This is a genomic window from Kriegella aquimaris (assembly GCF_900103215.1).
Taxonomy (GTDB): Bacteria; Bacteroidota; Bacteroidia; order Flavobacteriales; family Flavobacteriaceae; genus Kriegella; species Kriegella aquimaris.
In genome coordinates this window covers 259,979-282,815 of record NZ_FNGV01000005.1, presented here as the reverse complement: position 1 = coordinate 282,815, position 22,837 = coordinate 259,979, and the positions used below count along the sequence as shown (strand labels likewise).

General features: G+C 39.2%; 20 protein-coding genes. 12 read left to right on the top strand and 8 right to left on the bottom strand.

From position 1 onward, the window contains the following. The first annotated feature begins 258 nt into the window (after positions 1-258). From aspS to BLS33_RS12890, 4 genes are all read left to right on the top strand, one after another. On the top strand, positions 259-2,013 hold the full coding sequence (gene aspS, locus BLS33_RS12905) for an aspartate--tRNA ligase (protein WP_089889622.1): 1,755 nt from the start codon (positions 259-261) through the stop codon (positions 2,011-2,013). A gap of 59 nt (positions 2,014-2,072) precedes the next feature. Continuing rightward, positions 2,073-3,857 carry a chloride channel protein gene (locus BLS33_RS12900; RefSeq protein ID WP_089889619.1) on the top strand — a complete coding sequence of 595 codons (1,785 nt, stop codon included), beginning with the start codon at positions 2,073-2,075 and terminating at the stop codon, positions 3,855-3,857. 97 nt (positions 3,858-3,954) lie between these two features. Then, a complete protein-coding gene (locus BLS33_RS12895; protein ID WP_089889616.1) occupies positions 3,955-4,206 on the top strand; it encodes a hypothetical protein in 252 nt (83 codons plus the stop codon). Between the two features lie 92 nt (positions 4,207-4,298). After that, positions 4,299-4,493 (top strand): cold-shock protein, encoded by a 195-nt coding sequence (locus BLS33_RS12890; protein WP_089889613.1) that lies wholly within the window; start codon positions 4,299-4,301, stop codon positions 4,491-4,493. A gap of 51 nt (positions 4,494-4,544) precedes the next feature. Here BLS33_RS12890 and BLS33_RS12885 read toward each other — a convergent pair whose 3' ends face one another. The 4 genes from BLS33_RS12885 to BLS33_RS12865 form a co-directional block, all read right to left on the bottom strand. After that, on the bottom strand, positions 4,545-4,967 hold the full coding sequence (locus BLS33_RS12885) for a hypothetical protein (protein ID WP_089889610.1): 423 nt from the start codon (positions 4,965-4,967) through the stop codon (positions 4,545-4,547). Positions 4,968-5,040: 73 nt separating this feature from the next. Further along, positions 5,041-5,490, bottom strand: coding sequence for a nucleoside deaminase (locus BLS33_RS12880; RefSeq protein WP_089889608.1), 450 nt, complete (start codon positions 5,488-5,490; stop codon positions 5,041-5,043). Between the two features lie 109 nt (positions 5,491-5,599). Continuing rightward, positions 5,600-5,785 carry a hypothetical protein gene (locus BLS33_RS12875; protein WP_143017607.1) on the bottom strand — a complete coding sequence of 62 codons (186 nt, stop codon included), beginning with the start codon at positions 5,783-5,785 and terminating at the stop codon, positions 5,600-5,602. 878 nt (positions 5,786-6,663) lie between these two features. Continuing rightward, positions 6,664-7,428: a response regulator transcription factor gene (locus tag BLS33_RS12865; RefSeq protein WP_089889598.1), complete on the bottom strand. Its 765-nt coding sequence runs from the start codon at positions 7,426-7,428 to the stop codon at positions 6,664-6,666. A gap of 495 nt (positions 7,429-7,923) precedes the next feature. Between BLS33_RS12865 and BLS33_RS12855 the strand changes: the two genes are divergently transcribed. Together BLS33_RS12855 and BLS33_RS12850 are read left to right on the top strand one after the other, a co-directional pair. Next, positions 7,924-9,696, top strand: a complete 1,773-nt coding sequence (locus tag BLS33_RS12855; protein ID WP_089889591.1) for a 1-deoxy-D-xylulose-5-phosphate synthase — start codon at positions 7,924-7,926, stop codon at positions 9,694-9,696. Then, on the top strand, positions 9,686-10,795 hold the full coding sequence (locus BLS33_RS12850; RefSeq protein WP_089889589.1) for a DUF3078 domain-containing protein: 1,110 nt from the start codon (positions 9,686-9,688) through the stop codon (positions 10,793-10,795). Before BLS33_RS12855 ends, BLS33_RS12850 begins: the two co-directional genes overlap by 11 nt. Before the next feature lie 56 nt (positions 10,796-10,851). Here BLS33_RS12850 and dgt read toward each other — a convergent pair whose 3' ends face one another. Continuing rightward, positions 10,852-12,195, bottom strand: a complete 1,344-nt coding sequence (dgt, locus tag BLS33_RS12845) for a dGTP triphosphohydrolase (RefSeq protein WP_089889792.1) — start codon at positions 12,193-12,195, stop codon at positions 10,852-10,854. A 156-nt stretch (positions 12,196-12,351) separates the two neighbouring features. Between dgt and BLS33_RS12840 the strand changes: the two genes are divergently transcribed. The 6 genes from BLS33_RS12840 (at position 12,352) to BLS33_RS12815 (ending at position 20,731) form a co-directional block, all read left to right on the top strand. Beyond that, complete coding sequence (locus BLS33_RS12840) at positions 12,352-13,584, top strand: porin (RefSeq protein WP_089889587.1); 1,233 nt, start codon at positions 12,352-12,354, stop codon at positions 13,582-13,584. A 98-nt stretch (positions 13,585-13,682) separates the two neighbouring features. Beyond that, positions 13,683-15,986, top strand: coding sequence for an inorganic phosphate transporter (locus tag BLS33_RS12835; protein ID WP_089889584.1), 2,304 nt, complete (start codon positions 13,683-13,685; stop codon positions 15,984-15,986). A 245-nt stretch (positions 15,987-16,231) separates the two neighbouring features. Continuing rightward, positions 16,232-17,179, top strand: coding sequence for a CAP domain-containing protein (locus tag BLS33_RS12830; protein WP_089889581.1), 948 nt, complete (start codon positions 16,232-16,234; stop codon positions 17,177-17,179). 73 nt (positions 17,180-17,252) lie between these two features. After that, entirely contained in the window at positions 17,253-18,320 is a 1,068-nt protein-coding gene (locus BLS33_RS12825) for an amidohydrolase family protein (RefSeq protein ID WP_089889578.1), read from the top strand. A gap of 66 nt (positions 18,321-18,386) precedes the next feature. Further along, positions 18,387-19,559: a sialidase family protein gene (locus BLS33_RS12820; RefSeq protein WP_089889576.1), complete on the top strand. Its 1,173-nt coding sequence runs from the start codon at positions 18,387-18,389 to the stop codon at positions 19,557-19,559. 5 nt (positions 19,560-19,564) lie between these two features. Beyond that, a complete protein-coding gene (locus BLS33_RS12815) occupies positions 19,565-20,731 on the top strand; it encodes a lactonase family protein (RefSeq protein ID WP_176801384.1) in 1,167 nt (388 codons plus the stop codon). 46 nt (positions 20,732-20,777) lie between these two features. On the opposite strand, the gene nadD is transcribed toward BLS33_RS12815, so the two are convergent. The 3 genes from nadD to BLS33_RS12800 are packed head-to-tail and all read right to left on the bottom strand — an operon-like array spanning position 20,778 to position 22,809. After that, positions 20,778-21,362, bottom strand: a complete 585-nt coding sequence (gene nadD, locus BLS33_RS12810) for a nicotinate (nicotinamide) nucleotide adenylyltransferase (protein ID WP_089889570.1) — start codon at positions 21,360-21,362, stop codon at positions 20,778-20,780. Positions 21,363-21,364: 2 nt separating this feature from the next. Next, complete coding sequence (gene gmk, locus BLS33_RS12805) at positions 21,365-21,952, bottom strand: guanylate kinase (protein ID WP_089889789.1); 588 nt, start codon at positions 21,950-21,952, stop codon at positions 21,365-21,367. Beyond that, positions 21,952-22,809 carry a YicC/YloC family endoribonuclease gene (locus tag BLS33_RS12800; RefSeq protein ID WP_089889567.1) on the bottom strand — a complete coding sequence of 286 codons (858 nt, stop codon included), beginning with the start codon at positions 22,807-22,809 and terminating at the stop codon, positions 21,952-21,954. The genes gmk and BLS33_RS12800 overlap by 1 nt, the downstream gene beginning before the upstream one ends. Between the last annotated feature and the right edge of the window lie 28 nt (positions 22,810-22,837).

The window sequence follows — 22,837 nt, the reverse complement described above, 5'->3', positions numbered from 1 at the left end:
TGAGATCATAAAAAAAACAAAAGAGCATAAAATTTTGCTTAAAATAACTTTCATCCTTCAAATATATTTTTGATTATTTGATAACAAGTTAACACTATATTTAGTAATCTTTTAGAAAAGAAACCAAATTTTAAGGTATGGAGTAGAATAATTCCGCTTTACTTCTGGTTTCCTTTCAATTATAAGATTAAGCACAACCTGCACTATCAAGATAACAACATACTTTTATACCTTTGCCACCAAATTTATGCAACATCAATGTACAGAGATCATAATTGCGGAGAATTAAGAGAATCGGATATTGACACATCGGTAACCCTATCAGGATGGGTTCAAAAGGTCAGGGATAAAGGATTTGTGACTTGGGTAGATATCAGAGATCGCTACGGTATCACTCAATTAGTGTTCGACGAAGATAGAACCTCCAGTAAACTTATTGCACAAGCACGGGATTTGGGTCGTGAATATGTAATTCAAATAACAGGGACCGTTATTGAACGAGCATCGAAAAACCCGAAAATACCTACCGGAAATATTGAAGTTTTGGTAAAAGAGCTATCTGTTTTGAACGAATCAAAAACACCGCCTTTTACTATTGAAAATGAAACGGATGGCGGCGAAGACCTTCGAATGAAATATCGGTATTTAGACATCCGGAGAAATCCCGTTAAAAACAATCTAATCTTCCGTAGTAAAGTGACTATGGAAGTTCGAAAGTACCTTTCGGAACATGGTTTTATTGAAGTGGAAACCCCATATCTCATAAAATCAACTCCCGAAGGTGCCCGCGATTTTGTTGTGCCCAGCCGTATGAACGAGGGGCAGTTCTATGCTTTACCACAATCGCCGCAGACCTTTAAGCAACTGCTTATGGTTGGCGGAATGGACAAATATTTTCAGATTGTAAAATGCTTTAGAGATGAAGATCTTCGTGCAGATAGGCAACCTGAGTTTACCCAGATCGACTGTGAGATGGCCTTTGTCGAGCAAGAAGATATTTTAATTGCCTTTGAAGGATTAACCAAATACCTATTAAAAGAAATCAACGGAATAGAAATTGATACTTTTCCTAGAATTACTTTCGACCAGGCAATGAAAAGATTTGGTAATGACAAACCTGACATTCGTTTTGGAATGGAATTCGGCGAACTTAATGCCGTTGCCCAACATAAGGAATTCAACGTCTTCAATTCAGCAGATTTGGTCGTTGGAATCGCTATTCCTGGAGGAGCAACCTATACCCGAAAGGAAATCGATGCCCTTGTTGATTGGGTACGCCGGCCACAGGTGGGCGCTAAAGGTATGGTCTATGTTAAATGTAACGAAGACGGCTCTTTCAAATCTTCAGTTGACAAATTTTACGATCAAGAAGATTTAGCCCAATGGGCAGAGATTACTGGAGCGAAGCCGGGTGATTTGATTTGTGTACTTTCAGGTGATGCCAATACCACAAGGACACAATTGAGTGCACTGCGTATGGAAATGGCCCAACGGTTGGGACTTCGGAATCCAAAGGAATTCGCCCCATTATGGGTAATCGACTTTCCATTATTGGAACTCGATGAGGAAACTGGAAACTATCACGCCATGCACCACCCTTTCACCTCGCCGAAACCGGGACAAATGGAGCTCTTGGAGACTGATCCGGGAGCCGTACGGGCAAATGCCTATGACCTGGTGTTGAACGGCAATGAAATTGGCGGAGGCTCCATTCGAATTCACGATAAAGATATGCAGAGTACCATGTTCAAGCATTTGGGCTTTACCCCTGAAGAAGCTAAAGCGCAATTTGGTTTTCTGATGGATGCCTTTCAATATGGTGCCCCACCACATGGCGGCATTGCGTTTGGTCTTGACCGATTAGTTTCTATTTTAGGGGGCCAGGAAACCATTCGTGACTTTATTGCTTTTCCAAAAAATAATAGCGGACGCGATGTAATGATCGATGCACCTGCACCTATTGACGAGGGACAGCTAAAAGAGCTGCATTTGGTGCTAGATATCAAGTCTTAAGCAAAATATCCCACTTAACGGTGGGATTTTTTAATACTTTTAAGGAAGCAAACAACGAAATGCCTGCCCAAAAAAAAACGCTATTCAAACGGTTGCTCATATGGAAGTATAAGAATATTTCCAGCAAGACTTTCGTGCACATCATGAGTGTAGTAGTCGGTTTGTTGGCAGGTTTGGCCGCCGTTACCTTGAAAAACCTAACCTATTTCATTGAAGCGTTATTAGAAAAGGGCATCTTATTCTCCAATAACGGTCTCTACTTCATTCTGCCTATTATCGGACTAACGCTGGTCTATCTTTATGTAAAGTTCGTACATAAAGAAAAATTGCAACTCGCTGTTTCTTCTATACTGTTTTCCTTATCAAAGAAGAAGGGAATTATTGATTCAAAACAAATATACTCTAGACTAATTACCGCACCATTGACAGTAGGTTTCGGTGGGTCTACAGGACTTTTAGGTCCGGCCGTTGCTTCGGGATCCGCTATAAGTTCAACATTGGGGCAACTGTTCCATATGAACAGCAAAACCCAATCGCTGCTAATAGCTTGTGCCTCGGCTGGTGCCATTGCATCTATATTTCAATCGCCCATTGCAGCCATCATCTTTGCGGTAGAGGTCTTTAGTTTAGATTTGACAATGTTGTCGATGTTGCCCTTACTACTGGCATCCATATCCGGTGTACTTACTTCTTATTTTTTCTTGGGAAACGAAGTGCTCTTTAGCTATACGATTACTGAAAATTTTGAAGTAAAAGATACTTTATTCTATATTATTTTAGGTGTGGGTACAGCCTTTGCATCCATATATTTCACCAAAATGTATTTCGGCATCTTGAACTTGTTCAAGTTTTTAAAAAGTCCGAAATATAAATTATTAGTCGGCGGATTGGCCATCGGTATCATGCTTTATTTTATTCCACCTTTATATGGTGAAGGTTTCGGATTCATCAATAACCTTTTACAAGGCGACCATGTTCAGGCGCTGGGCAAAACCCCGTTTGACCGCTATATTGGTAATATTTGGGTCGTTATTGCACTCCTCTTCGGCATAACCATATTTAAAGCGGTTGCCATGACCACTACGTTGGCTGCTGGTGGTGCGGGTGGAACTTTCATCCCGACCATGGTAATGGGCAGCGCCTTGGGCAATGTACTTGCAAAGGTCATCAATAATTCTGGGTTGGGATTCGCAGTTTCGGAAAGCAATTTCACTCTTATCGGCATGGCCGGACTTATTGCAGGGGTATTACATGCACCACTCACTGCGATATTTCTGATTGCGGAAATTACAGGAGGTTATGCGCTTTTCGTTCCTTTAATGATAACGGCATCAATTTCTTATTTAATTGCAAAAAGCGCATTAGATTATACTATCTACACAAGAGAACTTGCGGAAAGCGGGGAACTATTGACTCACGACAAAGACCAAACCGTACTAACCTTGATGCAGTTGGACGATGTTATAGAGAAAAATTTCAAGGTAGTTCACCCAGAAATGACATTAGGGGCAATGCTTCACGAATCGGTAGCCAAATCAACTAGAAATATATTCCCTGTTGTTGACGAAAAGAAAGCCTTTGTAGGTATTGTACTTTTAGACGACATCAGAGAATGTATGTTCAATACCGACATGTACACCACAACAACAGTATCTGATTATATGCATGCCGCACCCGAACATATTTTCTACGAAAAGGACTCGATGCAGAAAGTGATGCGGAAATTTCAAGATAGTGGAGCTTGGAATCTACCCGTAATCAAAGATGGCAGATATATGGGTTTTGTCTCGAAATCAAAACTACTGACCGCCTATCGCCGAGAGTTGATTAATTTTACAAAATAATGCTATAATCGAAGGTAAAAGAATCAGTATTAATATTGGTCGGAATTTAAAAATGAAGATGGATGTTTGCCTTCTTCCTTAGTTAAAAATAATACAAATGAAATACGTGGTCTTATTGGTCGTTCTGGCATCGTTGAGTGCTATTGTTTACGGATTTACAATTCAAGAAGAGAACGTGGTTTTAGCCGATAAATGTATTGGTTTTGGCACCGTAGGTCTATTCCTATTGGCGATGCCACTTTTTTTGTTATCTGTCAGCAAAGGAAAAAAAATGAAAGATTATATGTTGACGGAAGAAAACATATTAAAAATGCAGTCAAAAACTAAAGAAAAATCAAAAAAACAATAATTTCAATAAGATTTAACCCTTGATTTTCAAGGTGTTTGCAAAAAAAATATAAATTAGTATTGTAAATGCTTTATAAACTAATTTGTATTGAAATGACTGGCACAGTAAAATTTTTTAATGGATCTAAAGGATATGGATTCATTACCAACGACGAAACAGGAAGCGACATCTTTGTTCATGCGACGGCACTAAAAGGAATTGCCTTAAATGAAGGAGACAAAGTCGAATATGTAGAAGAAGAAGGACAAAAAGGCAGGGTCGCCGCACAAGTTCAGGTAATCGGCTAAAAGTTTCCTAGCCTAGATTAAAAAGGAACCTCGACCTCTTCATCGGGGTTCTTAACGTACTAATTTAAATACAAATCTATCAGCACTAGTACCAATCGACATGTCATTTTGATTGATTATCATTTCATTTTCTGCAATGGTAATTCCACCCATTTCAACTGCTCCCACGAAAAGGTATGACCTGCCATCATCCTCAACCACAGAATAGCCATAATCGCCCGATGACAATCCACTAAAGAGGCTGCCTGAAGTGTTTTTAACTTCCAGCGTGTTATTTGTGGCGTCAAATTCCCAAATGATTACCCCCTTATCGAAATCATTGTCAACACCGGTGAAACCGCCACTCACGTTAATCATATTCCAAATTCCGTGAATGGGGTTATCGTTCGTTTCTTCTTCTTCTGTTTTTTCTTTATCACATCCAAAGCAAAGAAACACAAAACTGAAAAGTAATATGTAATGCTTTGTTTTCATATAATGAAATATAAATAAATCTACAAAAGAGATTTACAGATTAAAAAAGTTGGATTCGACAATCAAAACAGCGCTAGTTTAAATTTCGCTTTTGAATAAAAAATCGTTTGAGAAGATCTGCTGCCTCATTTTCAAGTATTCCACCGACAATCTTTGTCTTAGGGTGCAATGTTGTGCCCATAACCTCATAACCTCGTTGTGTATCTCTAGCCCCATATACAATTTTCGAAATTTGGCTCCAATACAAAGCTCCTCCGCACATCTGACAAGGTTCTAGCGTTACATACAATGTACAGTCTTTCAAATATTTGCCTCCAAGAAAATTGGCAGCAGCCGTTATGGCTTGCATTTCAGCATGTGCAGTTACATCATTTAGTTGTTCGGTAAGATTGTGAGCCCGTGCAATTACCCTTTCTTGAACAACAATAACGGCCCCTATGGGCACTTCTCCCTTTTCATAGGCAATCTCCGCTTCTTGCAGCGCTTTTTTCATAAAGTAAGCATCATCAAAAGGCAGAACCATAGCTCATTTTTTAATTGACAATAGTAGTAAATATTGTTTTCGGACACAAAAAAAGCTTACAATTTACATCATAAGCCCAAATAAGAAAGTTTTGCTTAGCAAGAACCAATCACGTTTCTTTTAACTTTCTTGACTGATTTTTTTTTGACATTAGATAAACTTCTTTATACAACTTGAGATCGTCAATACTAATACATCCCGTTTTTCTATAAAGCTCTTTCTTCATGGCATTCAGCTTCTGTTCAGAGAACCCGAGATGTTCGGCAACTTCATTTTTATCATTATGAAGTTCCATTACTTCTATTATGTGAAGTTCCAGAGGTGATATACTAGATAGTCTATTTCTAATTTTAGCTCTTAGACGATGCCTGTTTTTCATCATTTTATTTCCTATGAATTAAACAACTTATAGTGAAAAATATGAATCCTATTACCAACTGGACAATAACGTTGTTTTTGTCGTTGAAATGAATCACACCTGCATAATCTATGCTAATAGATGCTGATAAAAACAAAAGGTTAAAAAGATGGTTAAGGGGAAATATTCAACAATATGCACCACTAGATTAGGAAAAACAAGAAAATACCATCATAGGAAGTTTTTTCAGACGAACTACCAAATGTTCATTGTTTTAACAACACGAAATACCATCGCAACGAAGAACATTGCAACAATCATTAAAGTATAATCTGAATAAATTAATTATTGCAAGACGATTTTATGAGGCAATCTTATTGTTTTACTAGTTGTTTTACTAATTGGTTAAATACGAACATGAAAGTTCCATAGATATTGTTTAAATAAAAGAACCGTGCCTAGTTCCCCCGAAAAGACACGGTTCAACAGCTGACTTAAACTCGTCGCCGTCATTATTTACTAATAAAAATTATTGCTTTTGGTAAAAATCAGCATACCCACTATCATCGTCATTGATTATACCATCTGCGTTAAGATCCCCACCGACCGGTTGACCGTATGAAAAAACTTGATTCTGTAAAAACAAAGCTAACGGGGCAACCGACCAAAAAAAATACCCAACAATGGGTATTTTAATGTTCCGATTGGTCAAATAGCAAGTGCTTTTCCTAAAAATTGCATCCCTAATATTCAATGGGAAGTTCAATTAAGCGATTTTAGAAGATGGAAAAAATTAATCTTCCGTATCACTATATTTAAAACAAATGATTCTCATTACAGTAATTTACAATCTCCATAGATGAGTTAAACCGTAGTTTAGACAAAATATTCTTTCGATGTGTAGCAGTCGTATGAATACTGATATTCAATTTAGAAGATATTTCTTTGGTAGTGTTGCCCTTGGCCAGAAGGCGTACAATATCCAGTTCACGATTACTCAGATTATCGATCAATAATGTTTCTGAGTAGTTTTTATAAAAAAGGGTTTCGTACTCATTACTCGCATTCAGTTTTTTGCACACCCCGATCATGGGTTGTCTCTTACTATTGCCAAAAATAGTATTCTGCGAAAATCCTAAAATAGGCTTGCCTTTTTTGTCAAAACACCAAGGGGTCTGGTGTACTTGAATATTAACATAAAGACCCTTGGCATTCTTTAATCTGTAATTCCAATAATACACGCATTTGCTCCTCTCGGATTGTGAAACGTTGTTCATTGTAAAAAGCATCAAATCATCTAGAATCTTCAGCCAATCTGGCACATCTTCCGAATGGATTTTTGAAAAATGGAACGACATTCCCTTGTTAAGAGCGTCTTCTTTCGAATAGCCCAGCAACGGTTCATAGTTTTCACAGATATATTCGTATCGCTGACTAACAGTATTCTGAACTAGAATAAAGGATTGTAGTTTTGGAAGGTATTGATCTAATTCCTCCAGTTTTTTGATATGTTTTTTTACCGCATCATGATCTATTTTATCATTGGTGCTGAATGTTCTTTCATATGATTCTAAGTTCATCCTTTTTTTGTATTACCCCTCGCATTCCAAGATACTTAAATTGCTTTAAAATCTTATAACAAGGGTACTATTTTGAGTGTAGTCGTAAACCACTATCGTCTTAATCGCCTTTAAAAATTTGGGCAAGCGTCCCAATGAAAATCTTTCATACAATGATAAAAAATTTAAAATCAGATTAACATTGATACCAAGCTTAGACCAGTTGTTACTTTGAAGCAATTCGCAACACAACAGATTCTTCGGGGCATAAAAATTTGATGAATAGCCATCAACCTGGGTGGCGGTCGTTACAGCGGTAAGATATTTGTCAAAAAAAAGTTTGGTCTCCGTGTATGGGGGAATCATAAAGTATTGATGTGGTTAATTTGGTCCCTTACAAGTTCATGAAAATTAGGCTATTATCAAAATAATGCCAGCCTAAAAAAGATAAAATATATAATTATCGGACTCAGTGACTAGTTAATTGTCAATTGGTCTTAAATTTGTCGTTCAACCATGAGCTTGTTATCCAACATCGATTCACCAAAAGACCTTCGCAAGTTGTCGCCAAGCGAACTGCCTGAACTCGCCCAAGAACTTAGAGAATTCATCATTGATATTGTAGCTACCAAAGAAGGCCATCTTGGCGCTAGTCTCGGCGTGGTCGAACTTACCATAGCAATTCACTATATTTTCGACACACCAATAGATAAGTTGATTTGGGATGTTGGCCATCAAGCCTATGGGCATAAAATATTGACCGGCCGCAAAGAAATTTTTGAAACCAACAGACAGTTGGGTGGCATCAGCGGTTTTCCAAAACGCAGCGAGAGCATTTATGATGCCTTCGGTACAGGTCATAGCTCTACTTCCATTTCCGCGCTATTAGGTATGGCCATGGCTTCAAAATTAAAAAAAGAAGATAGCATACAACATATTGCCGTCATTGGTGATGCTTCCATTGCCAGTGGAATGGCGTTCGAGGGCCTTAATCATGCGGGTGTAGCAGATACCAACCTACTTATAATACTGAACGACAACGCAATTGGCATCGACCCGAGCGTAGGAGCGCTAAAGAAGTATCTTACCAATGTAAAAAAAGGTACCGCCAAAGACGAGAACATTTTTGAATGCCTCAATTTTGATTATACGGGGCCCATCGACGGCCATGATTTGAACGTACTGTTGCCTGAACTGAAACGGTTAAAAAATGTTAAAGGACCTAAGCTTTTACATATAATAACCACCAAAGGCAAAGGGTTAAAAAAAGCGGAGGAAAATCAGGTCATTTATCATGCCCCAGGCAAATTTGATCGGCTTACAGGAGAAATTCATAAAAAAAAGTTATCAAAACAACCTCCAAAATATCAAGACGTTTTTGGGCATACCATTGTAGAACTCGCAAAACAAAATGACAGAATCGTCGGTATCACACCAGCCATGCCATCGGGAAGCTCATTAAAATTTATGATGGACCAAATGCCAGATAGGGCCTTTGATGTAGGCATTGCGGAACAACATGCCGTAACTTTGGCGGCAGGAATGGCAGCTGAAGGGCTTATTCCTTTTTGCAATATTTATTCCACTTTCTTGCAACGTGCCTATGATCAGGTGATTCATGATGTAGCGTTGCAGAATATTCCCGTTATTTTTTGTTTGGACCGTGCTGGTATTGTCGGACAAGATGGACCTACACATCACGGATTGTTTGATATAGCCTATTTGCGTTGTATTCCAAACCTCATTATTTTTGCCCCGATGAACGAAGAAGAATTGCGAAACGTGATGTATACGGCCCAATTGGGCTTACCCCACCCTATAGCTATTCGCTATCCTAGAGGATCCGGAGTTCTTACGAATTGGCAGCTACCGTTCAAAAAAATGTCAATAGGAATTGCTCAAGAATTAAAAAAAGGAACGAAAATTGCGGTGCTTTCCATCGGCCATATAGGCAATATCGCTAGTGAGGTGATTGCCGGTCTTCCTGAAAAGGAATCTATAGGACATTACAATATGCGCTTTATAAAACCACTAGACCAAAAAATGCTTACATACATATTCAATAATTATCAGCATATCGTTACCCTTGAAGATGGCTGCAAAATAGGGGGTTTTGGAAGTGCCATACTTGAGTTCGCCAATATTAGGGCATATACCAACAAAATATCCGTTTTGGGTATTTCAGATAATTTCCTTGAACAAGGCACTACAACTGAACTTCAACGCATTGCCAAAATCGACGCCATATCAATCAAGAATCACATCAATACCTTATTAAATGCAAAATAGTCTGCTTACAAAAGTTCTTTTTACTTTCATCTTAATTTTTTGGATTTCTGCGATATCAGCTCAAGATACCATTCCGACCGAAACGCCTATTGATACAACTGCCATTGATACAATCGTAATACGCAAGACCCAGGAAAGGATTAAGAATATTCCAAGAGGCGCCAATCTAACCAACCCGGTTATTTCATTTAAGCAAACCAAGGCTTTGAACAAGCCTTATAAACGATTCAGGGTTCCCTCATTTTGGACGAACATCAACAAATTTGGCATAAATTTTAGCGAAGTAGCCTTTGTCAATTGGAATGCCGGGGGAAACAATTCTGTAACCGCCTTGGGAAATGTACGTTTTGAAAGAAACTACAAATTTCGTTATATACAGTGGGACAATAATATGGAGATGCGATATGGGCTGAACCTACAAGACAATCAAAAACTGCGAAAGACCGATGACGCCTTACGTTTTAGCTCTACATTCGGCTACCAAAGAGACACCATTAGTAATTGGTATTACTCGGTAAAGGCCAATTTTAATACACAATTCTCGAACGGTTACAAATATCCTGACAGAACAACGCCCAAATCACGGTTCATGGCACCTGGCTATTCCTTTCTAGGTGCGGGTACTTCGTATATCACGAAGGATCAAAAATTCAACCTATACATTTCGCCCATAACCCAAAAGGCCACTTTTGTAATGGACCAAAATTTAGCTGACAAGGGTGCTTTTGGTGTACAAAGAGCAATACTCGACGCAGATGGCAATGTAATAACCCCGGGCGAGAATGTTTTCCTTGAATTTGGTTTTTTGGTCACAAATACTTGGGAAACAAAATTGATGGATAATGTAGGCCTAAAGTCAAGAGCGAGCCTCTACACCGACTATTTGAGAAAATTCGGAAATATCGATGTGGATTGGGAATTAAATGTCAGTCTCAGGGTCAATAAAAATATTCTCACCACAATAGGAACCCACCTTATTTACGATGATGATATTCTATTCGATGAGCAGGTCGATGCCAATGGTATTGTCACAAACCCCGGTAGACCGCGTCTACAATTTAAACAATTATTGGGTGTCGGGATAACCTACGATTTTTAAGACGAAATTGTAAGAAACACTCTAAATCTTAAAAACCACCACTAAGCTATTTATTATTAAATCTCTATCCCTTTTATTTTTTTATGTAATAAAATAGCGGCACCATCGGAAAGGCTGGCGACATAGCAACACGTATTCAAAAGAATTTGATAAAGCGACACATTCGTTCTTCGGTAAAACTCAGGTAAGGTTCGAAGCATCAATTTATTGTAATTCGACGCATCAGAATTTTTCTCTCGTACCAAGGCATCGGTATACACATCTAAAATATCGGAGATAATCTTATAGCCCGCAATCTCCTTTTCTATAACTTCCTGAGACTGATAAACCTTCTCTACACTTAAGGCAATAATGTCATCTATCTGTGCAGTATACATGCTCTTATCTAGCAAAGAAACCGAGAACATACCGTTGAGTATTTTATCTTCGTTCTCCATAAAGACCCTCACAGCATCATTTATAAGCGTGTTGATAGCCAGTGCCCGCAAATAACTTAGTCGGTCTTCTTTATAGGCAAGCGCATTATACTTTTTGGTGTTGATAGTGTCTTTGACCAGTTTAATAAGGTATTCAAGAGCAAAATCTTCAGAAATCAAACCGAGATTGATGCCGTCTTCAAAGTCTATAATTGTATAACAAATATCATCGGCAGCTTCGACCAAATATGTTAAAGGGTGTCTACAATAAGAGACAGCTTCTCCCGATCCCCGCTGTAATAACCCCAAATCTTTCGCAATAGATTGAAAAGATGATTTATCCGACTGAAAAAATCCGAATTTTTTATCTGCAATATGGTTTGTCGGTTTCTTAGGAAGTGATTCTTTTGGATATTTCATAAAAGCGCCCAAAGTGGCATAACTCAGTCTTAACCCTCCGGAAACCCCTTCGCGCGATTCGGCCATTAATTTATAACCATTCGCGTTTCCCTCAAAATCGACGAGGTCTTGGTATTCCTTTTCCGTTAAGTTCGACCTGAACTGTTGTCCACTTCCGTTTTTAAAATATTCCCCAATAGCCTTTTCCCCACTATGACCAAAAGGCGGATTACCTATGTCATGCGCAAGGGCCGCCGCAGCCACAATCGCTCCAAAATCATTGAATTGATATCCATGCATCTCCTTTAAATAGGGATGTTTTTCCAATATTCTTTTACCGGCAATTCTACCTAAACTACGCCCTACTACAGAAACTTCAAGGCTATGGGTCAATCGGGTATGAACAAAATCGGTCTTTGATAGCGGAATAACCTGAGTCTTGTCTTGAAGACTTCTAAAAGCCGAAGAAAATATAATTCGGTCATAGTCTACTTCAAACCCCAAACGGGTTTCGTCTTGTTCCTTTCGCAATCGCTTATGGGTATCGCCATCTCGTTTGAGCGATAGAAGCTGTTCCCAGTTCATCATCGAATCTAATTTGCCGCAAGATACACCATTACCCTATTTCAGAAAAGAAACCTTCAAAATCGAAAACATAATACGTGAAATACAATCGGTATCTTCGATATCATTACTTTTGAAATAACTTTTTCTAAACATTAACTTAACATTGCTGTATTCATGAACGTTCACAAAACGATATCCTTGGTAAAACTGAGATACCTTCCTTTATCGTTTCTTTTACTTTCTTGTTTCATTTCCTATTCTCAGGAGAATCCCGCCCCTAAGTTTGGAAAGGGTATTTTAAACTTAATAGGGCAAGACAGTACTTGGAGTATGAAAATTGCGACTCGCATGCAATTATTATCCACTGCTAGCTGGGAAAAAGGCCCCAATGGCGGACTTATAAACCCAACGTCGAACACCTTGATACGAAGGGCTCGGTTAAAATTCGATGGTTTTGCCTATTCTCCAAAACTAAAATACAAAATAGAACTTGGCCTCTCTAATCGAGACATTTCAGGGGCTTCGGAATATACCAGCAATGCACCCAGATACATTTTGGATGCGGTTATAATGTGGAATTTTTATAAAAACTTCGAAGTTAGGCTAGGACAATCCAAATTACCCGGTAATATGGAACGGTTAATTTCTTCTGGAAATTTGCAACAAGTAGACCGTTCTTTATTGAACCGTCGATTTACCATAGACCGTGAAATGGGAATTCAATTATGGCATCATTTCAACCTGACCGATACTTTCATGGTGCGTGAGAAACTATCCATTGCTAAAGGTGAAGGAAGAAATGTCACATCAGAAAATCTAGGAGGCCACCATTATACAGCAAGGGTGGAACTCTTTCCGCTGGGGGAATTTGAAAATAATGGGGAATACAGTGGCGGGGACCTGAAAAGGGAACAAAAGCCCAAATTGATGTTAGCCGGAAGCTATGACAGCAACCAAAATGCGGTCAAGACCAGGAGTAATCAAGGTTCGTATATGATCAATGACATTGGGTTCTACCAGACCAACATCAGTACCGTTTTTATAGATGCTATGTTCAAATACAATGGTTTTTCGTTGATGGGCGAATATGCCTACAGAAGTGCTAACGATCCCATTGCAAAAAATTCCGATGGAACGGAAACAGGTGAAGTAGTGTGGGTCGGAAATGGATTGAATCTACAGACTGGCTATCTTTTTCCTAGTAATTGGGAGGTTTCCGGCAGGTTTACCAGCATTGACATTGATAAAATCATTACGGGAAGAAACCTTGAAAACCAATATACCATTGGACTTTCAAAATATATAGTTGGTCATAAATTAAAAGTACAGACCGACATGAGCTATCTTGCGGTAAGCAATGAACAAGATCAAATTTTGTGCCGCCTTCAGGTCGAGTTACATTTTTAGATGAATAGGCCCATCATCCAAAATAAAAATATAACCTTTACATAACATTGTAAACAATTCTACTATAGATATTTGCAAATTGATTTTTAAGGAATATTATGGATAATATTTATTTGTTAATGATAATTGCTTTGGTTGCATTGGCCATTGCAGATTTAGTTGTCGGCGTTAGCAATGACGCTGTAAACTTTTTGAATTCTGCGATAGGTTCCAAAGCAATTTCGTTCAGATCCATTATGATCGTGGCAAGTATCGGGATAGCCCTCGGTGCAATTTTTTCCAGTGGAATGATGGAAGTTGCCCGAAAAGGAATTTTCAATCCGAGAATGTTCAATTTTGAAGACATCATGTTCATTTTTATGGCGGTGATGATTACCGATATTTTGTTACTTGATTTCTTCAACACATTGGGTATGCCGACATCGACTACCGTTTCCATTGTTTTTGAACTATTGGGGGCAGCGGTTGCCATGGCGCTAATTAAAATAGCTGCTGAGGGCGGTAATTTTTATGAAGTTGTCAACTACATCAATACATCAAAAGCGACCGAAATTATTCTAGGCATTCTATTGTCAGTAGTCATAGCCTTTTCCATTGGTGCTCTGGTCCAATGGTTTTCGAGGCTCTTACTTTCCTTTAAGTTCGAGAGAAAATCCAGTTGGATAAGTGCTCTTTTTGGGGGTATGGCCCTTGCGGCAATTACCTATTTTATTCTGATGAAAGGCATTAAGGGTACTGCTTTCGCCGGAGAAAACTTAAGCATCATAGGGGGAATGACCATTGCCGATTTTCTAGAGAAAAACGTATGGGGAATCGGTGCCACGAACTTTGTGTTTTGGTCCCTACTTTCCTATATTCTAATGACCTTTGCTAAAGTCAATATTTATAAATTGATAATCGGTGTAGGTACTTTTGCCTTGGCCTTGGCCTTTGCAGGCAACGATTTAGTAAACTTTATCGGTGTACCTATCGCAGCTTGGCAATCGTACGAAGCTTGGGTTGCCTCGGGAGTGGCCGCTTCAGAATTTAGCATGGAAATATTGGCCGAAAAAGTACCGACGCCGACTCTTTTGCTATTCATTGCAGGAATGGTCATGGTCTTGACACTTTGGTTTTCGAGCAAAGCCAAAGGCGTTGTAAAGACATCCATAGACTTATCTAGTCAAGGCGATACCAAAGAGCGCTTTCAACCAAATTTTTTATCGCGAAGTTTGGTCAGGTTTTCAATCGGTATTTCACAAATGGTTTCTTCGTTATTCCCTGGATCCATTCAAAAAAGAATTGACAAGCAGTTTGAGAAACCTGTTATTGCCCTTTCTAAGGAAAAGGTGCACGAACTACCGGCTTTTGATATGGTAAGGGCCGCGGTAAACCTAATGGTTGCAGGTATCTTGATTTCGATTGCCACTTCTTATAAATTACCATTATCAACTACCTATGTAACTTTTATGGTAGCCATGGGTACCTCGTTAGCAGACAGGGCCTGGGGTGCAGAGAGTGCCGTTTATAGGGTTGCAGGCGTACTTAATGTTATAGGGGGCTGGTTTGGTACCGCCATTATTGCATTTATAGCTGCCGGAAGTATTTTGGCTATTATTAGCTTTGGAAAAGGAGCCTCAATTGCCGTTCTACTGTTCGCCGCTGTGTTGTTGTTAGCAAGAAATTACATTTCCTATAATAAAAAAGCCAAGGAAATAAAAGCGGAAGACAGACTTCAAAGAGCAGAAAGCAGTTCTATTCAAGGAGTTATTGAAGAAAGCGCCAACAACATTGCCAATGTGGTAAAAAGAACAAATAAGCTTTATACCAATAGCATTAATGGCTTGGCAAAACATGATCTTGATTTATTGAAAAAGAACAAAAAGCAAGGTGCCAAACTTGCTGCGGAAATAGAGGATCTTCGCGACAATATTTTCTACTTCATAAAAAACCTTGATGAAAGTAGTGTTGGTGCCAGTAACTTCTATATCAATATTCTAAGCTCTTTGCAAGACATGAGCCAATCACTAGAATATATCGGAAAGGTCAGCCATAAACACGTACACAACAATCACAAGAAACTGAAATACAACCAAATCAAGGAACTAAAGGAAATAGACTTGAAATTGGAAGAAATTCTTGAAAAGACCAGAAAGGCCTTTGATGAACGTTCCTTTGAGCAGATTGGTAATATCTTAAGTGGGAGAAAAGAGCTTTTTGACCTTGTTTCACAAAAAATTGAAAAGCAAGTGGTCAGAACACGGGTAGAAGAATCCAGCCCCAAGAACACTACTTTGTATTTTTCTTTATTGTTGGAGACAAAAGACCTGATGACCGCGATTATGGATTTACTTGAAATGTATTACAGCGAACATGATAGCCGCGTGAAGCCTGCACGGTTAGAGGAACAAGAAATTTCCTAACCACACGGTAACTCATTCGCTTCTGTATCATTTCGAAGCCACAATTTTTCAACCTAGATTAGGCTAGCCCCTACATTCCAAATAGACCGATTACCTTATACTATCGCATACCGTTGTTCCTTCTATAAGTAAATACCGAAACCATTGTATTTGGGTCGTGGCGGGCCATACACTTGTCGTTTGTCGAGAGATTATACCTTTTTTTCACTTTTCCCGTTTATCTCTAAACAAATCCAAATATCTTTATGCTACGCGACCTATACTCCTGTACTGGTTTTCTTATAATTAGTCTGACCTTATTTACATCATGTAGTTCAGATGATAACTTGTCAACTACCCCACTCGAAATAGAAACTGACAATCTCGCGCGTCTAGCTGCAAAAGAACTTTATGTAGACTATTACAAAGCTTCAAAAACAAATGGTTCAGAAACACAGTGGAGTGGCAATACTACGACCTGCGACCCTGGTGCGGTACCCACAGATGTAATGAACAAAATATTTTTACGATTGCAGTATTACCGAAAGGCGGTAGGCTTGGAAAATACGGTTACTGAAAACATTGATCAAAGTGCCAAGGCTCAAAAAGCGGCCCTGATGATGAAATCGAATAATAAATTAGATCACTTTCCTCCTGCAAGTTGGTCTTGTTTCACTGAAGAAGGTAGCGAAGCCGCAGGTAAATCAAACCTTACTATGACCAAAAATGCGGAAGCCATCGATTCATACATTAGCGAGCCTGGTGACAGTAATGGCCCTGTTGGGCATAGAAGATGGCTTTTATATCCACGGCTAAGGTCAATTGGTGTCGGCAATACTAATAGCTCCAATGCGATATGGGTAGTAGGAAACTCGGGACAAGAGCCTTCAAACATGCCCGAGTTTATAGCATGGCCTCCCGCTGGCTATGTGCCTGGTAACGTCGTTTTCCCTAGATGGTCATTCTCCATTCCTGGAGCCGATTTTAGTCAAGCACAGGTTTCTATGATTGACGAAAATGGCAAAGTAATTGAGCTTAATTTAGAAGAACTTAGTTTGGCGTACGCCGACCCGACCATAGTATGGGTTCCGAAGGGTATTAAGACCAATGAAAGTATCGACACTTCGTATTTGGTAACAATCAAAAGCGTTGCTTTGGATGGACAAATACTGGACTACGAATACCTAGTCACCCTTTTTAATCCGGAGGATTAATTTTAAATCGGCATTTCTTATTATCTTTAGGTCGAAAGCTTTGCACCGATGCAGCTATTCGATATATATTTGAATGCGTAACATTGTTTCAATACTATTTTCGATTTTCTTGTCTACATTCCTTGTCCAATCGCAAGATGACTTATTGTTAAAGGATTTTGAGCCCGTTTCAATCTATAATGTTGTCAAAACAAAGATAGAAAAGGCCAAATATCCTGTGGTCGATTTTCATGCGCATCCCTACGCCAAGACCGATGCAGAACTTGATGAATGGGTTCAAAATATGCAAAAATTCGGAGTTGAAAAAAGCATTATTCTTACTTACGCTACCGGAAAGAGTTTCGATAGTATCTATAAAATCTATTCGAAATACGGAGACCAATTTGAATTATGGTGCGGATTTGATTATTCAGGTCACAATGAAAAAGGTTGGTCAAAAAAAGCCGTAAAAGAGCTTGAACGTTGTTTTCGAGCAGGCGCAAAGGGGGTGGGCGAACTTGGAGACAAAGGCAAAGGTCTGTTTTATTCCTGGCCATCACCCGGTTACGGAATGCATATTGATGACAAACGCATGCAACCTCTTCTAGAACGCTGTGGAGAACTTGGAATGCCCATAAGCGTTCACGTTGCCGATCCCTATTGGATGTATCTTCCGATAGACAAACATAACGACGGCCTCATGAATGCCGCTAAATGGAGAATAGACACATCACAAAAAGACCTATTATCTCACGAAGAACTTATTGGCACGCTCGAAAATGCCGTTAAAAACAACCCTAAGACTACTTTTATAGCTTGCCATCTCGCAAATAGCAGTCACAATCTCGATATCTTAGGAAAGCTTCTAGACGCCTATGGGAATTTGTACGCCGACATAGCCGCCCGTTACGCTGAATTTGCACCTGTACCCCGACGCACCAAAGCTTTTTTTGAAAAATACCAAGACAGGTTGGTCTATGGTACCGACATGGGCTCGGATCCCTCTGTCTATGAAACTACCTTTAGAATTTTAGAATCTGCCGACGAGCATTTCTATGTACACGAACACTTTTCATACCATTGGCCACTGAATGGGCTAGACCTTAACGATGAGACGCTGCAAAAGATATATAACGGCAACGCCAAGAAAATTTCAAAATAGAAAATGTGCTATATTTAGGGAAACATATGCAATTCGGCCTATCCATTTTCCATCAAAGACGTGTTCATGAACTATAGACAACATTGGTGCATTCTTTATCTGTTGACCGCTCTTCTATTTTTATCTCCGAAAAGCAATGCCCAAAATGTTACTAGCTCGAATTATAACGACCTATCTTCCAACTCCACTACCGTTTCCATTCCTTTTTATTCAGGTTTGAACGGGTATCACGCTTTTCGAATTCCTACGGTAATAAAAACCAAAAAGGCACTCATAGCCTTTGCCGAGGGCCGAAAAAACTCCACCAGCGATTTTGGAGATATCGATGTGGTCTATCGAAGATCGCATGACGATGGAAAATCGTGGGAACCGTTAAGTATTTTATACGACCTAGATACCATGGCCGTTCAAAATCCTGTACCTGTTTATGTAAAAAAGACAAATAAGATTGTTTTCTTATTCAATACGACATCCTTAAGCGAGCATGATGTTTTAAATAAAGATTACGGCCTTGACGAAGAACGAAAAGCATTCTTGACCTCATCTACAGATGATGGAAAATCTTGGACAACCCCAAGGGATATCACGCGAGATGTTAAGAGAGAAAATTGGCGGTGGCACGCCACTGGTCCTGTGCATGGTATTGAGCTTCATCATGGCGCCCACAAAGGCAGACTGGTCGTACCTGTAGCCATTAGTATCGAAAAAGGAAATAAGTCTTATTGCATGGCCCTGATTTATTCGGATGATGCCGGGGAGCATTGGAAAATTGGTGCAGTAGATGAAAATCTTTCCGATATTGTTCTTTCGAACGAGACAACCATTGCAGAACTCGCAGATGGACGCATTTATGTGAATACCCGAGATCAAAATGGCGGTTCAAAGGAAAAGAACCGTGGCGAAGTATATAGTCTGGATGGTGGCTTGACCTTCTCAGGACCCATCATTGAATCCGATAAATTTCCCAGTCCCATAGTTCAATCGGCTCTTTTAAGTTGGGACTCAAAAAAAGGGACCAAACTATTGTTTTCTACGCCTTCGACACCAAACAAAAGAGAAAATCTCGTCATCATGGCCAGTAATGATGCATCCAAAACGTGGCATATGCTTTTTAAAGTGCATAACGGGTTTTCGGCATATTCCGATTTGGTACGTCTAGACAAAAAAACTTTGGGCGTTATTTATGAAACTGACGACTATAAAAAAATACGATTCAGAAGAATACCATTTAACCCATGATAACCATGACATACCGCACTACTTTTAAATATATTTCTATTCTATCGATTTTTCTTTTTGCCATTGGAATGGGTTGTAAGGAAAAAAAGGAGGCTAAGATAGAAACGACGGAGATGAAAATAGAAAAACCAATGGGTCTCGAAATATTGATAGGAACATACACTAAAGAAGAAAGCCAAGGAATTTACAAAGCGTATTTTGATGAGAGCACAGGTACCCTGTCTAAGCCACAGCTACTTGTCGAAACTGAAAACCCAACTTTTCTATATCAAAGTCAAAATAAAGAAAGAGTCTTTGCCGTCAATGAGGTAAAAGAAGGTAAAGCCATTTCGTTCAGCTGGAACGAAGACCGCACACGACTAAATCCCATATCAGAACAGCTTACAGGGGGTAGTGGGCCTTGCCACATTACACTTAACAACGCCCAAAACTTTGTGGCTATTGCAAATTACGGATCGGGTACTTTTACGCTCTTAAAAACAAATGAAGATGGTGACTTTCTTGGAGAAGCAAAAGTCAGAAATCACCAAGGTAGCGGACCGGTAATGCCCGCTCAAAAATCGGCCCATGCCCACTATTCCGCTTTTGATGATAATGACAAGTATGTATATGTGGTAGATTTAGGAATCGACAAAGTGCTCTCGTACACAATTGACAACAATGGTAAATTAGGAAATGAGCAAACCGCGTTGCAAATGGATCCGGGTGATGGTCCACGTCACATGGCCTTCCACCCTACAAAGAAGAATATGGCGTTTATTATTAACGAGCACTCGAATAGTGTTGTATCCGTTTCCATAAATCACGAAACTGGCACGTTTACCCGAATTGACAAAAAAAGCACCATTCCTAAAAACTTTACGGAACCCAGTTTCTGCGCCGATATGCATCTAAGTGCGGATGGTAAATTTCTTTATGGCTCGAATCGTGGACATAACAGTATTGTCGTTTTTTCCGTTTCCGATGAAGGTAAACTCGACTTAATAGACACCGTCTCGGTAGAAGGTGACTGGCCCCGCAACTTTACTTTGTCTCCAAACGGACAATATATGCTGGTGGCTAACCAAAAATCGAATAACATAACAGTATTTAAAATTGATGCAAAAACAGGAATACCATCCTATACTGGACAGCAAATAGCACTTTCAATGCCTGTATGTTTAAAGTTTTGAGAGTGATTTTAAAGGCCTTTCCCTTGATTCGAAAAGATTTCAGTAGTTACCGATAAAAGTTCATTTCATCCATATAATTCCAAACGGCTTCAGGTAATAATGGCTTAATATTTTTGCCCGCCTTATGATTTCTACGAATGAATGTAGAAGAAATTTCCATAACGGGCGCATCAACCTTATGAATTTTCGGATGTTCCTGAAAACGATGTTCTACCTTACCTTTAGAAATTCGAGGATAGACATAAAGATCATGGTTCTCCAAGATGACCTCATAATTCTTCCATTTATGGAAGCTTTTTAAATTATCTTCTCCCATAATAAGACAAAATCTATATTCCGCTCCATATTGCTCGGTCAGATGCACTAATGTATGGGCCGTGTAATTAGGCTGGGGCAAATCAAATTCTATCTTAGAAGGCTTCAATTTCGCGTAAGCTGCAGTTGCTTCATAGACCATTTGATAGCGATGATTGTTATGCAGCAAAGATTGTTTGGTTTTAAAGGGACTCTGGGGTGTAATTACAAACCAAACTTCGTCTAAATCGGAAAATTCGACCATGTGGTTCGCTATAATCAAATGCCCAACATGAATCGGATTAAAAGTGCCAAAATAGAGTCCTACTTGCTTCACCGTTACTTTTCTTTTGTTTCAACACCCACAAAATTTGCAACGAGTTGATGTGCCTCTTTCAAAGCCGTATTTAAATCATAATTTTTAATGATGGAATCGAACTGGGGTGCCGTCGCCATTTCAACGGAGGCCTTGGCCACCCGCATGTTTATTTTGTCTTCACTCTCCGTACTACGTTTTTTTAATCGTATTTTGAGTTCATCAACACTTGGTGGCTTTACGAAAACAGCCAAGGTTTCTTCAGGGAATTTTTTCTTGATTCGAAGTCCACCAACAACATCGATATCGAAAATCACGTTTTTACCTTCCGCCCAAAGGCGTTCAACTTCACTCTTGAGCGTTCCATAAAAGTTATCGCGATAAACCTCTTCCCATTCTAAAAAATCATCATTTTTAATATGATTTTTGAATTCTGAAACGGACATAAAATAATAATGCTCCCCGTTTTTCTCCTTCATTCTTCGCGGTCTGGAGGTGGCCGAGACCGAGAAGGCAAGATTCAGTTCAGGTTGTTCTAAAAGGTAGCGCACTATAGTCGTCTTACCACTGCCCGAAGGTGCCGAAAATATGATAAGTTTTCCTCCTTTAATCATAACACATTCAACATTTGTTCTTTTATTTTTTCAAGCTCATCTTTCATCTGAACGACCAATTGTTGCATTGGGGCATAATTGGCTTTGGATCCAATAGTATTGATTTCTCTCCCGATTTCCTGAGAAATAAAACCCAATTTTTTACCGTTTGAATCGTCTGACTGCAGCGTAGTTCCAAAATATTCCAAGTGATTATTGAGTCGCACCTTTTCCTCGGTTATATCGTACTTTTCCAAATAATAAATAAGCTCTTGCTCAAAACGATTGGCATCGACATCTGTTTTTAAATCTGCCACGGCCTTTTCCAATCGCGCTCGAACATCTGCTTGTCTCTCAGGATCCATTTGCTCTACTTTTTCAAGCAAGACCTTTAAGTTTCCAATACGATCTAAAAAATCTTTTTCGAGAACGTTGCCCTCCTCAGATCGGAAGGTATTGATTTCGGTCAAGGCTTCTTTAAGCGCTAATTGAATCACTTTGTATTCTTCCTCATCAATATCTTCCCGTTCCGTTTTCATCGCATCGGGCATACGCAGGGCCATTTCCAATAAACGCAAATCGTCACCATCGGCAATGGTCTTTAATTGTTTCATGTAATTACGAATAGCGGCCTCATTTACCTCAGCAGAAGTTTCATCACCCGTAAACTCTACATACAGCCCAAAATCGACCTTGCCCCTTACCAATGAGCTTGCAATTATTTTACGTAGATCAAGTTCCTTTTCGCGATAAGCAGAGGGCATTCGCGCATTCAAATCCAGACTTTTACTATTCAGTGATTTTAATTCTACAGTAATTTTTTTGGAAGGAAGTTGTATTACATGCTTCCCGAAACCTGTCATGGATTGAATCATAAATTGATTTTAAATTTTGGCAAAGATA

Bases quoted from the DNA above. Each gene is read 5' to 3' on its own strand.
- aspS (WP_089889622.1), top strand. From the start codon at position 259: ATGTACAGAGATCATAATTGCGGAGAATTAAGAGAATCGGATATTGAC.
- BLS33_RS12900 (WP_089889619.1), top strand. From the start codon at position 2,073: ATGCCTGCCCAAAAAAAAACGCTATTCAAACGGTTGCTCATATGGAAG.
- BLS33_RS12895 (WP_089889616.1), top strand. From the start codon at position 3,955: ATGAAATACGTGGTCTTATTGGTCGTTCTGGCATCGTTGAGTGCTATT.
- BLS33_RS12890 (WP_089889613.1), top strand. From the start codon at position 4,299: ATGACTGGCACAGTAAAATTTTTTAATGGATCTAAAGGATATGGATTC.
- BLS33_RS12885 (WP_089889610.1), bottom strand. From the start codon at position 4,967: ATGAAAACAAAGCATTACATATTACTTTTCAGTTTTGTGTTTCTTTGC.
- BLS33_RS12880 (WP_089889608.1), bottom strand. From the start codon at position 5,490: ATGGTTCTGCCTTTTGATGATGCTTACTTTATGAAAAAAGCGCTGCAA.
- BLS33_RS12875 (WP_143017607.1), bottom strand. From the start codon at position 5,785: ATGGAACTTCATAATGATAAAAATGAAGTTGCCGAACATCTCGGGTTC.
- BLS33_RS12865 (WP_089889598.1), bottom strand. From the start codon at position 7,428: ATGAACTTAGAATCATATGAAAGAACATTCAGCACCAATGATAAAATA.
- BLS33_RS12855 (WP_089889591.1), top strand. From the start codon at position 7,924: ATGAGCTTGTTATCCAACATCGATTCACCAAAAGACCTTCGCAAGTTG.
- BLS33_RS12850 (WP_089889589.1), top strand. From the start codon at position 9,686: ATGCAAAATAGTCTGCTTACAAAAGTTCTTTTTACTTTCATCTTAATT.
- dgt (WP_089889792.1), bottom strand. From the start codon at position 12,195: ATGAACTGGGAACAGCTTCTATCGCTCAAACGAGATGGCGATACCCAT.
- BLS33_RS12840 (WP_089889587.1), top strand. From the start codon at position 12,352: ATGAACGTTCACAAAACGATATCCTTGGTAAAACTGAGATACCTTCCT.
- BLS33_RS12835 (WP_089889584.1), top strand. From the start codon at position 13,683: ATGGATAATATTTATTTGTTAATGATAATTGCTTTGGTTGCATTGGCC.
- BLS33_RS12830 (WP_089889581.1), top strand. From the start codon at position 16,232: ATGCTACGCGACCTATACTCCTGTACTGGTTTTCTTATAATTAGTCTG.
- BLS33_RS12825 (WP_089889578.1), top strand. From the start codon at position 17,253: ATGCGTAACATTGTTTCAATACTATTTTCGATTTTCTTGTCTACATTC.
- BLS33_RS12820 (WP_089889576.1), top strand. From the start codon at position 18,387: ATGAACTATAGACAACATTGGTGCATTCTTTATCTGTTGACCGCTCTT.
- BLS33_RS12815 (WP_176801384.1), top strand. From the start codon at position 19,565: ATGACATACCGCACTACTTTTAAATATATTTCTATTCTATCGATTTTT.
- BLS33_RS12800 (WP_089889567.1), bottom strand. From the start codon at position 22,809: ATGATTCAATCCATGACAGGTTTCGGGAAGCATGTAATACAACTTCCT.